Genomic DNA, 14,295 nt, shown 5'->3' with positions numbered 1-14,295 from the left:
TCTTTAAGTGCGCAGTTAGGTAATCATTGCCATCAATATTTAATTAGCCCATTTGTGTACTTACCGCCCAATAATTGCCGGCAACATCTTCAAAAGCACCACGTTTGTCAGGGTCACCGTCCTTGTTCAGTGGTTCTTCAATGGCTTCGCAACCATTTTCAAGGGCTAGTTGATAGGTTTTCAGCACATCGGGTACATATAGATGTAACATCGTGGTATGTGCCGGATAATCTTCGGTACTGTCTGAAATCATAATTACACTGTCGTCAATGCGCAGTTCTGCATGCATGATGCTACCATCAAGACGCTCGTATTTTCTAAGTTCTTTGGCATTGAAAATCGCTTTCAGCTGAGCAATCAATTTTTGGGCATCATCTACAATTAAGTAGGGCGATAGGCTATTGTAGTGTTGTGGCTTAAATTCCATGGCTTGTTTTTTAGGTTCGAGCTTGCCTTGCCCAAAGATAAAGAACCGCGCAGCCGTATCCAATTAATATTTTGGCTGTCCCATCTCCCCAAAACCTGATTGAAACGAAAAGCCCGCATCCCAAATTGCGATTGCTATCAGGAATCTCAGGAGAGGACTTGCTTAGGCTCAACCCTCAACTCCCTCTGCCATTTTACCTCTTCCATCTTCCATTTTTCTATGGATGTTGATAATTACCTGACACGTTAGGCCGTTAAATTTTCTTATTTTTGATGTCCACCATTTCCCCAACTATGTACCTTATTTTTGATACCGAAACAACGGGTTTGCCACGTAATTACAATGCGCCAATTACTGATACGGATAATTGGCCGCGCTGTATCCAAATTGCATGGCAATTGCATGATGAAATGGGGCGCTTGATAGAGCACCAGGATTATTTGGTGAAGCCAGAAGGTTTTAACATTCCCTATGATGCAGAGCGCATCCACGGTATTTCTACAGAATTAGCCGCTGAGCAGGGCATTGGCTTGGCCGAGGTTTTAGAGAAATTTAATATTGCCCTAAGCAAAGCCAAGTTTGTAGTTGGACAGAATATTGGTTTCGATATCAATATTATGGGCTGCGAGTTTCACCGCTTTGGGGTAGAGAGTACGATGGCTTCTTTGCCAGTGCTCGATACTTGTACGGAAATTACGGCCGATTTATTGAAAATACCTGGTGGCAGGGGTGGCAGATTCAAGTTGCCAACCTTAACCGAACTGCACCAATACCTGTTTGGGGTTCCTTTTGCAGAGGCGCATAATGCCACTGCCGATGTGGAAGCGACCACGCGTTGCTTTTTAGAGCTGATCAGGAAAGGCGTTTTTACCAAAGAAGAACTATTAGTAGATACCGATTATTACCTGCGTTTTCAGGAAATTAATCCAGGTATGGTTGAAACTGCTGGGTTAAGGCACATTAACCTTAAAGCGGCTTCAGACGAGATCAGGAAAAAACAGCAGGGCAGCGGCGGTATTACCAAGGTATCAACAGCAGCCAAAGAAGAGCTGGCCAACGCCGTTTTTGTACACCTGCACAACCACACGCAATTTTCGGTACTGCAAAGTACCATCAGTATACCCGATTTGGTAAAGGCGGCAGCCGCGCAAAACATGCCGGCCGTGGCCTTAACCGATCATGCCAACATGATGGGGGCCTTTCACTTTGTAAACCAGGTTTTGAACCATAACAAAGGTGCCGAGGCAAAAATTGCTGAAGCTTTAGAAAAGGGCGAAACCCCAACTGCAAGCATTATCAAGCCCATTGTAGGGGTAGAGTTTTTTGTATGCGATAACCATACCGATAAAACCCGCAAAGACGATGGCTACCAAGTGGTGTTGTTGGCCAAAAACAAAAAAGGCTATCATAACTTAGCCAAAATGTCGTCTATTGCCTATACCAAGGGCTTTTACTACGTGCCAAGGATTGATAGGCAGGTAATAGAGCAGTATAAAGATGATATCATGGTGCTCTCTGGAAACCTTTACGGGGAAATTCCGAGCAAGCTCCTTAACATGGGTGAAAAGCAGGCAGAAGATGCCCTCATTTGGTGGAAGGAAAAATTCGGTGACGATTTTTATATCGAGCTGATGCGCCATAACCAGGAAAATGAGGACCGTGTAAACGTAAACCTGATCGAGCTAGCCAGAAAGCACAATGTTAAACTCATTGCGACCAACAATACCTATTACATTAATAAGAAAGATGCCAATGCGCACGATATTTTACTTTGCGTAAAAGACGGCGAGAAGCAGGCTACACCAATTGGCCGTGGCCGTGGTTTTAGGTATGGCATGCCGAATCAGGAATATTATTTCAAGTCGGGTGAAGAGATGAAGGCGCTTTTTGCCGATTTGCCAGAAGCCATTATTAATATTCAGGAAATTGTAGACAAGATAGAAATCTATAAACTGGCCCGTGAGGTGCTTTTGCCTAAGTTCGATATTCCAGAAGAATTTATGGTAGCCGAAGACGAGCAGGACGGCGGCAAACGCGGAGAGAACAAATACCTGAAGCACCTGAGCTATGAAGGAGCCAAACGCAGGTATGGAGAACTTAGCCAAGAAGTAATAGATCGTTTAGATTTTGAACTGGCTACCATCGAGCGTACGGGTTATCCGGGTTATTTCTTAATTGTACAGGATTTTATTGCCGAAGCGCGCAACCGCGATGTATCGGTAGGGCCGGGCAGGGGTTCGGCAGCGGGATCGGTAGTAGCCTATTGCTTGGGCATTACCAACATCGACCCGATGAAATACGACTTGCTTTTTGAGCGTTTTCTTAACCCAGACCGTGTTTCCATGCCCGATATCGATATCGATTTCGATGATGAGGGCCGTGGCCGGGTAATGGATTACGTAATTAACAAGTACGGATCAAGCCAAGTGGCGCAGATCATCACCTATGGTACCATGGCCGCCAAATCGTCTATCCGCGATACGGCAAGGGTACTTGATTTGCCACTTTTTGAAGCAGACAAAATTGCCAAGCTCATTCCCAACATGAAGCTGGCCAAAATATTTAACCTCGAAGAAAAAGCATTAAAATCGGCTTTAAGGCCTGATGAATACGAACGGGTTAACGAACTAAAGGCCATGGCATTGGCCAAAAACCTGAGTGCCGAAACTATTGAACAGGCTATCGTTTTAGAAGGATCCTTGCGCAATACGGGTATCCATGCCTGTGGGGTAATTATTACGCCAGACGATATTACTAATTTCGTTCCGGTAGCTACGGCTAAGGATTCTGATCTGTATGTTACCCAGTTCGACAACTCGGTGGTAGAAAGCGCCGGTTTGCTCAAAATGGACTTTTTGGGGCTAAAAACACTGACCCTGATTAAAGATACCGTCAAGCTGGTGAAGAAAAGACATGGCATCACCCTCGATCCGGATGCATTTCCGATTGATGACGTGAAGACTTATGAGCTCTTCCAACGAGGCGAAACGGTTGGTATTTTCCAGTACGAGAGTCCGGGTATGCAGAAATACATGAAAGAGCTGAAGCCTACGGTTTTTGGTGATTTGATTGCGATGAATGCGCTGTACCGTCCAGGCCCGATTGCCTACATCCCGAGTTTTGTACGCAGGAAAAACGGCGATGAAGAAATTAAATACGATTTAGAGGCCTGCGAAGAGCTGTTAAAGGAAACTTACGGAATTACCGTTTACCAAGAGCAGGTGATGCTTTTGTCGCAGAAACTGGCCGATTTTACCAAAGGCGAGGCCGATGTTTTGCGTAAGGCAATGGGTAAGAAACAGCGCGACGTACTGGACAAGATGAAGCCTAAATTCATCAGCCAGGCGGCCGCAAAAGGTCATGATGCCCAGGTTTTGGAAAAAATCTGGAAAGACTGGGAAGCTTTTGCCGAATATGCCTTCAACAAATCGCACTCTACCTGTTATGCATGGATTGCCTACCAAACAGCTTATTTAAAAGCCAATTATCCAGCCGAATATATGGCTGCGGTACTTTCCAACAACATGAGCGACATCAAACAGGTAGCCTTCTTTATGGAAGAGTGCCGGCAAATGGGTGTGACCGTTCTGGGCCCAGATGTAAATGAGTCTGAACTCAAATTCTCGGTAAATGCCAAAGGCGAAGTTCGTTTTGGGATGAATGCCGTAAAAGGAGTAGGTGAGAAAGCGGTAGAAAGCATTATCGAAGAAAGAGAGGCCAATGGTCCTTTTGTGAGCGTATACGATTTTGCCAAGCGCTCTAATACCCGTATCGTTAATAAAAAAGCCTACGAAAGCTTTGTTTACAGTGGTGCTTTTGATGCTTTTGGCAACCACAGGGCACAGTATTTTTATATCGGACCTAATGATAAGCTGAACGGTATTGAGAAGCTGATCAAATATGCCAACGACTTTCAGAACAACCAAAATTCATCACAGTCATCATTGTTTGGAGGCTCAAAGGCCGATTTGATCCTCGAACCTGCCTTCCCTGTTTCGCCGGAATGGGGTTTGATCGACAGGCTGAAATACGAAAAAGATGCAATCGGGATTTTCTTATCGGGACACCCTTTGGATGATTACCGTTTTGAACTGAAAAACTTCTGCCAACATGCCGTAAAACACCTAAGTGTGGTGAATAAAATACGCAGCGGCGACAGTAATGAAGAACTTTTGGCAGAGTTCGAAACCATTAAAAACCGCGACTTGGTGGTGGGTGGCTTGGTGGTAAGTGCTGCACAGCGGATCACCAAAACAGGTAAGCCGTTTGGAGTATTCGTTTTTGAAGATTACGACGACAGTTGCGAGATTGCCTTGTTTGGCGACGACTTTATGAAGTTTAAACAGTACTTAACCGAAGGCTATTTCCTGCAGATTAGAGGCAGGGTAGGCGAACGCTTCAAAAAAGAAGGAGATTGGGAGTTTAAGGTAACTTCTATTGATTTATTGGCCGAATTGCGCGATAAACTGACTAAATGCATTACCATTCAGGTTCCAATCGAAGAAATAAACGAGGAATTGATGCAAAAGATAAATATGATTTTGCAGGAAAACCAAGAAAATAGCGAGCGCCATAATTGTAAATTGAACTTTGAGGTTTATGATCGGGAAGAAAACCTGAAACTGGATTTGCCTTCCAAATCGTTAAAAATAAATCCGAACAATGTGTTTTTAGAACAATTAGCTAGTTTAAATGTTGTAGATTACAAACTCAATTAAGGTAGGAGGAAAGAGGTTTAAGGCATAAGGTAAATAATCCCCAAACCTTAGGCCAGCGGTCTTCAACCATAAAAGTGTCAAATTGACAGCACGCTATTGATGGCATCACAATTGATAATATATTTGTATATAAATTAAATTTTAAGTTATGGCTGTAGAAATAACAGATGCAAACTTCGAGGAAGTTGTATTAAAATCAGATAAACCAGTTTTGGTAGATTTTTGGGCTGAATGGTGTGGTCCATGTCGTATGGTAGGTCCTGTTGTAGACGAGATCTCTAAAGAGTACGAAGGAAAAGCACTGGTAGGTAAAGTTAACGTAGATAACAACCCTCAAATTTCAACGCAATTTGGTATCCGCAACATCCCTGCTTTGTTGTATTTCAAAAACGGAGAAGTTGTTGACAAACAAGTTGGTGCAGTTCCAAAATCAATTTTGGCTGGCAAGCTAGATAAACAATTGTAAAATTGAAGCCATTTATAATGGCAAACACATATAAACAAAGCCCTGAAATCATAACGATTTCAGGGCTTTGCGTTTTAAAGGGTATTTTTTGCTCTTTAAAGACCTTTTTGTTTACGTTGTTGAGGGCGATGCCTGTACAACTATTAAAAGCAAGATGTTTTTTGGGATAGTGCAACCGGGCCTAGCAGCAGAGGCTTTTATGCGCTAAACCTGATGGAAGCGGACACGAAGTAAAGCGGACAGCAGGAAACATTGCCAAAGCACTCCAACCGCTGCTTTCCTTCCCATCTTCACTCTTCCATCCTCCCTCTTCCATTTTCCCTCTACCATTAAATACCATCCGTTGGTAGGCTTATCAGCATCTTTGTTTCTCGTTGGATTGAACGCCTCTGCAAAATCCTTTGCAGTCGAAAAACGCGAAGCCCACAAACACTACCTTAAACGAATGGCATGCTGTTAACAGTTTGTTTGATTAATCAATGAAAAAGACAGGAAAGATCACCTAACGTTGCACAGCGCATAGGATAAGTCTATGCTTGTAAAAAGAGAGATTTTTTAAATGACTGATAGCCAAATATATGTGTGTTGGTTATTGCAATGGGTAACACCTTTGTGATAAAGCTTTTCAAAACCAATTATCACTGGTTTGTGTTTTTGATTACAGATATTTTTTCGTTTTTTTAAACAAACAAAACAATTCACATGAACCTTTCCACTCGTCAAGTGCGTAACCTGCTGTTAGTGGGTCTCCTCATTAATGGTTTAAGCAGTACAGCGCTTTTTGCGCAAAATTCTGTAGAAACACAAAAGCCATCGGCTGATTACAAGCCTGCTTTTGCCGGACAAACCCGAATTAGTGCCGTAAAAACAAAAACACCTTTAAACATTGCAGTGATCAACAGCAAGCTCGAAAATCCATGGGGAATTTCGGTAATGCCTGATGGCCGCTTTTTTATCACCCAAAAAGCTGGAGATATGGTTATCCTTCAGGCAAATGGTACGCTTGCAAAGAAAATTACTGGTTTGCCTAAGGTTGACGATTCTGGTCAGGGTGGCTTATTGGATGTAACCCTTGCTCCAGATTTTGCAAAGAGCAGAATGGTGTATTGGGCTTATTCGGAACCTCAAGACAAAGGCGTGTTATTGGCAATTGCCAAAGGAAAGCTTTCGGCCAGTGAAACGGCTATCGAAAACCAAACGATCATTTATAGGGCAACACCGGCTTATGGGGGCAAACTGCAATATGGATCGAGGATTGTATTTGACAAAAACGGAAACTTGTTTGTAAGTACAGGAGAACGCTCAGGAAACGATATCAGGATCCAGGCTCAATACCTTAATTCTTCTTTAGGTAAGATCCTGCATTTAACTCCAGCCGGAAAGCCAGTACCAAATGGCCCTTTCGCCAAGCAGGCCAATGCCCGACCAGAAATCTATGCCTATGGGCTGCGTAATCCAGATGGTTTAGCTATCAATCCTTTAACAGGTGAGTTATGGGAGGCCGAATTTGGGCCTAAAGGCGGCGATGAAGTAAATATTATCAAACCTGGAAAAAACTATGGCTGGCCAATTATTACCTATGGTACCGAGTACAGTGGCAAAAAAGTTGGTGATGGCATTCAGCAGAAAGAAGGAATGGAACAGCCGGTGTACTATTGGAACCCAAGTATTTCGCCAGGCAGCATCGCCTTTTATAACAGCGCTAAAATTGCCGAGTGGAAGGGAAATTTATTTGTAGGCGCCCTAAGTGGTTCACACATTATCCGTTTGGTGATTAAAGGCAATAAAATTGTAGGCGAAGAAAGGTTATTGGCCGATAAAGGCGAGCGTTTTAGAGACTTGGTTGAAGGCAAGGATGGTGCATTGTATGCTGTTACCGATGGCGGAAACCTCTATCGCATCAGCAAGAAATAAACGATAATTTCAAATGAAAAGCCCTAGTTCGATCAAACTAGGGCTTTTTTGTTTAGTACTTTTAAATGTCGGTTTGGGTTTAGCTAAGATCTTGCCCAAATGCTTCGATGGGCTCAGCATGACAATAAATTCTAGGGTTTTTTCAATACCCTTTTTTAGAGAGGGTGGTCGGGGGAAGGAAATTTCTAATATTTTCCAAACTTGTAGGTTAAACCAACACCTAAGGTTTCCTTTAACTGTAATTTGCCAATCTGGTTGTCGTCATAAAACAAATCTGCTGTAATCTGGGTAGAAATAAACTTGTTTACTTTCATGTCTAAAATAGCAGAATAGGCCAATACCATATTTTGAGGTTTCTCTAAATAATTGGTAAAGACACCAAACCGATTGTCGAGCAGTATGTTTTCCATCAACTTTACTTTGTACCGGCCACCCACATAGGCACCAAACTGATACACAAAATTTTCTCCGGGTTTTGCACCAAAGGCTTCGGTTAAAACGCCATCGTGATCTGGATCGAAAACAGCTTTGTCGCCTATAAAGGTTAAACGAGAGGTGAGGGGATGAAAGCTGACCTGAAAGTTATCGTTCGGAATATAATCTACTCCAAAGCCAATGGTTACGTAGCCAGGAGCCATAAAATTGGAGATATAGCCCTGTTCGGGTTTGCTGTAGTCATAACCCTTGCTGAACTGGGTTTTTAAATTCAATGCCGCCGCCGCGTACCAGTTGCTTTGTTTAATCTGATGGCCGTATTTAGAGGTAAGGTCTATCACGTCTTCTACTTTGGTTACATCGCTTTTTTGCTCCGATCTTAAGCCATAGCCCATTAAAATGCGGTTTTCCCAAAGTGTTTTGCCTCTTTTAAGGTTAAATTCATAATCGCCACGGGCGGTTAAGGCTACAGAGTTGATGCCGCCGGCAACCCAATTGGAAAAGGCAGCCTGGTTTAATAACAGCACGTTGGTACCTCTAACCGTCCAGCCTTCCTGCTTTTTGGCGGTGTCGAGCTTGTTGAGGATTTTGTTGCTTTCGGTATTTACCTTGCCACCTTGTACGGTTTGTGCGTGGCCATAAAGGCCGATTAATACTAATACAGCCGGTAAAAAGGATCGTTTTTTCATAATCAGGATTTAGTGTAGACTAAAAATAATAAAAAATCTTTTGTTAGCTTTACGCTATGGCAACAATTAATCCGTACGAAAACCTGCAGCTGCATACCAACCTCGAGCTATTGGCACGTCAGGTGGTAGAAGGTTTTATTACCGGGCTGCACAAGAGTCCCTTTCACGGATTTTCGGTCGAATTTGCCGAACATCGCCTGTACAACAGCGGCGATACCGTAAAAAACATCGACTGGAAGCTGTTTGCCAAAACCGATAAGCTGTTTAGCAAGCGCTACGAAGAAGAAACCAATTTGCGTTGCCAGTTTGTGATCGATACTTCGTCGTCTATGTATTTTCCCGACGAGCAATACAACAAGCTAACTTTTGCGGTGCAAAGCACAGCCGTACTTATGCAGTTGCTCAAACAGCAGCGAGATGCCTTTGGCTTAAGTTTGTTTACCGATCAGTTGGGCTTGAATACCCAAGCCAAATCGACCAATACACACCAGAAATATCTGTTTGCGCAACTGGAACAGGTATTAAAAGCGCCAAAAATGAATATAACTACCAATTTGGCTGTGGCATTGCATCAAGTGGCCGATTTAATCCATAAACGTTCTTTGGTTATTGTTTTTAGCGATATGTTGCAAACGGTACATGATGAAGACAAGGTTTCGGCGCTGTTTTCGGCATTGCAACACCTTAAATTCAATAAGCACGAAGTGGTAGTTTTTAACGTGACCGATAAAAGCAAGGAAGTGGCCTTCGATTTTGCGAACAGGCCTTATGAATTTATCGACATGGAGACCGGTGCAACTTTAAAAGCACATACCTCACGCGTAAAAGAGGCTTACCTGGAACAAATGGGTAGTTACCGTCAGCAGCTCGCCCTCAGGTGCGCCCAATATAAAATTGATATGGTTGATGCGGATATCAAAGCTGGATTCGACCAGGTACTGGAGGCCTATCTCATCAAGCGGCAAAAGATGGGTTAATACACCAACACGTCATGCTGAACCTCATAAGTTTAGTGATCATTTCTTTTGAAGCGCAATAGCCCTACCACAAATTAAAGGCAGTCCGGCTTTCCGCTGTATCTTTTTTGCTTTTGGCAAAAAAGGATGACGCTTCAATCCGGGCTATTTTACTTGGACCGCGGTGCAACGGAACCTTCATTTCTAAACCTGATTGAAACGGAAAACCCGCATCCCGAACTTGTTTCGGGAGAGGATTTGTAGTGGAAAGCAGGACTAACAATCAAATGGAATGCCTTCTTTGCTTTTCTGTTAAAAACAGAGAAATCTTCTTGAGAATAAAAGATGTATTCCGTTTAAAAGAAAAAACCTTCATGTATTTTACAATACATAAAGGTTCAGATAAGGGTAACCGGAAAACTAAAAAACTATTGATGAGTTTTTAGATAACAAAACGGAAATCGCTTCTGGTGTTTTGTTATTCAAAGATGCCTTTCGATTATGAAGATTTTATGAAGAATTTGTTTCGCTGGCCAAAACTGTTTATCAAGGTTAGGCAATTGGAAATTGAATGGTAAAAACTGTGCCTTTGCCTTTTTCAGATTGGATGTTGATCTCAAGCTGGTGGAACTTGGCGATACTGTTTACAATGGCCAATCCCAGTCCAAAACCTTCTTCATTATCATCGTTTTCTCTTTCAAAGCGCTTGAAGGCATTGTCGATGATCTTTTTATCCATGCCTATTCCCGTATCGGCAATGCTGAGCAAATAGTGCTGGCCCTCAAATCTGTCCTTAATGGTAATTGCACCCTTGGATACATTATACTTAATGGCATTGTTAATGATGTTGATGAGCAGGGTGTGAAACAAGGCCTGGTTGCCGATCAATTTGAAATTTTCCCTTACTTCATTCGAGTAGCTGAGTTGCTTGGCCTGTATACGGTCTTCCAGATCCTCATAGATCTCCTCCAGTTCATCTTTAACACTGATCTGGTCTGTTTTAAGGTACTGTTCGTTTTCGACCTTAGAGATGAGCAAAAGGCTATTGATAATTACTTTTAGCCGATTGAGGGTTTTTAGCGAAGCCAATAATTTATTTTCATGCTCTTGTGGCAGGTTATCTGCAGTTAGGATATTCTCTAGCCTTCCCGTCAAAATGGAGATGGGGGTAAGCAATTCGTGCGAAACATTGGCGATAAACTGCTTTTCGAGCGAAAACAAGGTCGCAATTTTACGCATCAGCGAGTTGATGCTGTTGTCTAGGAACTTGAAATCGGTGGTATGGGTAGGAATATTCTGGTAATTATAGGAGGTGGGATCGTTTACCTTGTTCAGCTTCTGGTCTATGATCTTATAGAATGGCTTTAAAATGAACTTGGTAAAGGCAAAATCGGTAATTAGGGTAACCAGCAAGGCAATAACCAGCACAATGAGCATGTAGAACCTGATGGTGGTCTTTACGGATTCCATGGCTGTCATGGTTTCGCCCAGCTCGAGTTTGTAGCGCTTGTTGTTGTATTCGAATTGCTCGTTTAAAATGCGGTAGATTTCAATGTCGCCTTCAATTTCCCTACGTTCAGTCGTAAACGAAAGGGTAGTATCCAGCTTATTTGTTTTGGGAATGGCGTTGAGCACCACAAATTCGTCTTTTAAAATATTGTAATCGGTAAAAGAATGCTGGATTCTCAATAAGCTGTCGATCTCGCTGTCGCTGATGTTATTGAGCACCTTGAACCTTTTTTTGGTTAATCGGCTGTCTAGGTGATGAGAAGAAATGGTTTCTAGCGAAAGCAAGATAATAAGCCCCAACACCAAAATGACTGCGATCTTGGTAATGGCATTATAAAGGGCAAATTTTGCTTGAAGGTTCATTTTTATGGAGTAAAGATAAAGGATCAGAGAACAAAGAGGCAGGTCTTTTATCTTTGTTCCTTAGTCCTTGTTCTAAGCTAGCAATTGATCCTATACCCAATGCTTCTTACGGTTTCGAACCAATCGGTTTTGGTGCATTGGCTCAATTTTTTTCGCAGGTTTTTAACGTGTACATCTACAAAATTCGAATCAGAGTTCACTTCTAAAATATCACCCCATACATGTTCTGTCAGGCTCATTCTGGATACAACCCTGTTTTTATTAAGAACCAGGTAGTTAAAGATCTCAAATTCTTTTTTGGTGAGTGGCACTCTCTCTTCCTTATAGGAAACGGTACGGTTTTGGATGTTGAGCACGAACTCGTGGATACTGAATTCGTTCTTTTCGAGCTTATGTTTGCGGCGAATGATGGCATGCATCCTGGCCAACAATTCGTTTAGCGAAAACGGTTTGGGCAGGTAATCGTCGGCGCCACCATCTAAGCCTTTGATACGATCGTCAACAGCGCTTCTGGCAGTTAAAATAATTACCGCATCATCACGGTCTTTCAGGTTTTTCAGCTGTTTGAGTACTTCAAAGCCATCGCCATCTGGCAAGCCTAAATCCAATAGAATAAAATCATACTGGTTCACAAAGATTTTTTCTTCGGCAGACGATTTTTTCCATGCATGCTCTACAATATACCCCTCCCTGCTTAGGAATTCGTCCATTTCGAGGGCTAGGCCTTTTTCGTCTTCTACGATCAATACGTTCATTTCAGTTATCAGTTGTTCGTTATCAGTTGGCAGTTGTCAGTTACTAGTTACTCGTTGTTCGTTATCAGTTGTTCGTTACTGGTTGACTAGTCGGCACTTATCATTTAGCTCCTTGTTACCAAGTTAATGTTTTTTATAATAATTGCGCAGGCTTCTTCAATTTCGGCATTGCTGATGATTAATGGAGGGGCGATACGCATGGAATTGCTGCAGTGCAGAAACCAATCGGTAATGATGCCATCGGCAATACAAGCATCGATAATGGCTTTATTGGTTTCGTAGCTGTCAAACTCAACAGCCAACATTAATCCCTTGCCCCTAATTTCCTTAATGGCCGGATGGTTTAACAATTTTTTGAAGAGCTGGCCCTTTGCTTCCACATCGGCAACCAGGTTTTCTTCCAAAATGGTGTTCAGGGTAGCCAAACCTGCGGCACAGCTTACCGGATGGCCACCAAATGTGGTTATGTGTCCCAAAATTGGATTGTCTGTAAACACCGACATGATTTCTTGCGAAGACACAAAAGCACCAATTGGCATGCCGCCGCCAATGCCTTTGGCCAAAAGCAAAATATCAGGAACTACGTTATAGTGTTCGAAGCCAAACATTTTGCCCGTTCGGCCAAATCCACATTGGATCTCATCAAAAACCAATAAGGTTCCTGTTTGGTTACATTTCTCCCGAAGAGCTTGGAGATAAGTCGCTTCCGGTACGCGAATTCCGGCCTCGCCCTGTATCGTTTCAATAAAAACGGCTGCGGTTTGCCGGTCTATCTTTTCTAAATCAGCAAGTTGGTTAAATTCGATGAATTCGATGGTTGGCAATAAGGGACGATAAGCCTGCTTAAACTCTTCGTTGCCCATTAAGCTTAATGCGCCTTGTGTACTGCCATGATAGCTGTTTTTGCAGGCTACCAGTTTTGTTCTTCCAGTGTAACGTTTGGCGAGTTTCATGGCGCCTTCTACTGCCTCTGCACCTGAGTTTACAAAATAGGTACAGTTGAGGTTGGCAGGCAGCACTTTTGCTAAAGCCTCGGCAAAATTTACCTGTGGACTTTGCACATATTCGCCATAAACCATGAGATGCATATAGGTTTCGGCTTGTTGCTGAATGGCTTTCACTACAGCCGGATGGCAGTGGCCAACGTTGCTTACGCCAATTCCGGCAATGAGGTCCATGTATTTTTTGTCGGCGACATCATACATATAAAGGCCTTTTGCCTTTACAAATTCTAATAAAAGGGGGGTAGCGGAAGTTTGTGCATTGTGCTTTAAAAAAAGCTCACGTTGTGTTAACATGATGCAAAAATACGGAAAAAACGAATTGGAAAACCTGAATAAAAATTACTAAAAATCAGGATCGAATTTATTTGTAAATTACGATAATGTCGTATATTTACGTCGGTTTAGTAATTTTTTCCGAAATGAAGACCAAGCACCACTAAGCAAAAAAAATCCCATGGAACTGGTGCGCCATGGGATTTTTAAAAAAATTATTAATTATTTACTGTTTTTGTGGTTGTTGCTGTCCCCGGTAACGGTTAAGCAATTCTTTTTTGAAGGCTTCTTGGGCCCTGTAGAATTTACCTACTATTTTTATGGGCAGGCTGGTTTTGAACTTATTGTAGTATTTGCGTTCGATGTTCAGGTCTTTTTGCTTGAAGTCGAAGTCGTTTAAAATAAGGCTTTGGATTTCGGTATCAGAAAGGTCATCTATTTCCTTGATTTTCCTGAAGCTGATCATCTGTTGCATGCGTTCTTTTCTGAGCGTATTTTGCTCTCTGGTGTAATCGTTATAGATTGGCCAGAAGATTTTTGCCTCATCAGCCGAAAGATCTAGCTTGGTGGTAAGCCAGGTTACTTTGTAAGCCTCCATTTTCTCATCCATTCTTGGCCCTCCTTGTGCAAAGGCTAATGTTGGTAGGATAAATAAAGCGATAAATAGGTTTTTCATCTGTTATATTTTGTTTTTTCAGTAGCTTCTTCAGGGCTACCTTTGGCGTTAAGTGGCGATGAAACACAGGCTGCAGCTGCAGGTATCATGGTCTAAGGATCAATTTCCTT

Annotated in this window: 10 protein-coding genes; 4 read left to right on the top strand and 6 right to left on the bottom strand. The window is 42.5% G+C overall.

What is annotated here, in order from left to right; all coding sequences use genetic code 11:
• Positions 1-43: 43 nt before the first annotated feature.
• The gene (locus tag AC570H_RS12080; protein ID WP_497355121.1) at positions 44-427 is read right to left on the bottom strand and encodes a VOC family protein; all 384 of its coding nucleotides are present in this window, start codon (positions 425-427) and stop codon (positions 44-46) included.
• Positions 428-720: 293 nt separating this feature from the next.
• Between AC570H_RS12080 and dnaE the strand changes: the two genes are divergently transcribed.
• The 3 genes from dnaE (at position 721) to AC570H_RS12065 (ending at position 7,525) form a co-directional block, all read left to right on the top strand.
• A complete protein-coding gene (dnaE, locus tag AC570H_RS12075) occupies positions 721-5,145 on the top strand; it encodes a DNA polymerase III subunit alpha (protein WP_497355119.1) in 4,425 nt (1,474 codons plus the stop codon).
• Positions 5,146-5,293: 148 nt separating this feature from the next.
• Positions 5,294-5,611: a thioredoxin gene (gene trxA, locus AC570H_RS12070; RefSeq protein ID WP_497355117.1), complete on the top strand. Its 318-nt coding sequence runs from the start codon at positions 5,294-5,296 to the stop codon at positions 5,609-5,611.
• Positions 5,612-6,313: 702 nt separating this feature from the next.
• Positions 6,314-7,525, top strand: a complete 1,212-nt coding sequence (locus AC570H_RS12065; RefSeq protein ID WP_497355115.1) for a PQQ-dependent sugar dehydrogenase — start codon at positions 6,314-6,316, stop codon at positions 7,523-7,525.
• Between the two features lie 185 nt (positions 7,526-7,710).
• Here the strand turns inward: AC570H_RS12065 and AC570H_RS12060 are convergent, their stop codons facing one another.
• Positions 7,711-8,649 carry a DUF3078 domain-containing protein gene (locus tag AC570H_RS12060; RefSeq protein WP_497355113.1) on the bottom strand — a complete coding sequence of 313 codons (939 nt, stop codon included), beginning with the start codon at positions 8,647-8,649 and terminating at the stop codon, positions 7,711-7,713.
• A gap of 56 nt (positions 8,650-8,705) precedes the next feature.
• Between AC570H_RS12060 and AC570H_RS12055 the strand changes: the two genes are divergently transcribed.
• Positions 8,706-9,626: a DUF58 domain-containing protein gene (locus AC570H_RS12055; protein ID WP_497355111.1), complete on the top strand. Its 921-nt coding sequence runs from the start codon at positions 8,706-8,708 to the stop codon at positions 9,624-9,626.
• Between the two features lie 531 nt (positions 9,627-10,157).
• On the opposite strand, the gene AC570H_RS12050 is transcribed toward AC570H_RS12055, so the two are convergent.
• From AC570H_RS12050 to AC570H_RS12035, 4 genes are all read right to left on the bottom strand, one after another.
• A complete protein-coding gene (locus AC570H_RS12050) occupies positions 10,158-11,477 on the bottom strand; it encodes a sensor histidine kinase (protein ID WP_497355109.1) in 1,320 nt (439 codons plus the stop codon).
• A 77-nt stretch (positions 11,478-11,554) separates the two neighbouring features.
• Positions 11,555-12,232: a response regulator transcription factor gene (locus tag AC570H_RS12045; protein ID WP_497355107.1), complete on the bottom strand. Its 678-nt coding sequence runs from the start codon at positions 12,230-12,232 to the stop codon at positions 11,555-11,557.
• A 104-nt stretch (positions 12,233-12,336) separates the two neighbouring features.
• Positions 12,337-13,530, bottom strand: coding sequence for an aspartate aminotransferase family protein (locus tag AC570H_RS12040; RefSeq protein WP_497355105.1), 1,194 nt, complete (start codon positions 13,528-13,530; stop codon positions 12,337-12,339).
• Between the two features lie 205 nt (positions 13,531-13,735).
• Positions 13,736-14,185: a hypothetical protein gene (locus AC570H_RS12035; protein ID WP_497355103.1), complete on the bottom strand. Its 450-nt coding sequence runs from the start codon at positions 14,183-14,185 to the stop codon at positions 13,736-13,738.
• Positions 14,186-14,295: the final 110 nt, after the last annotated feature.

It is taken from the genome of Pedobacter sp. B4419 (assembly GCF_059693725.1).
Note: the sequence above shows the minus strand (reverse complement) of the source record. Positions and strands in the feature narration are given on the sequence as shown.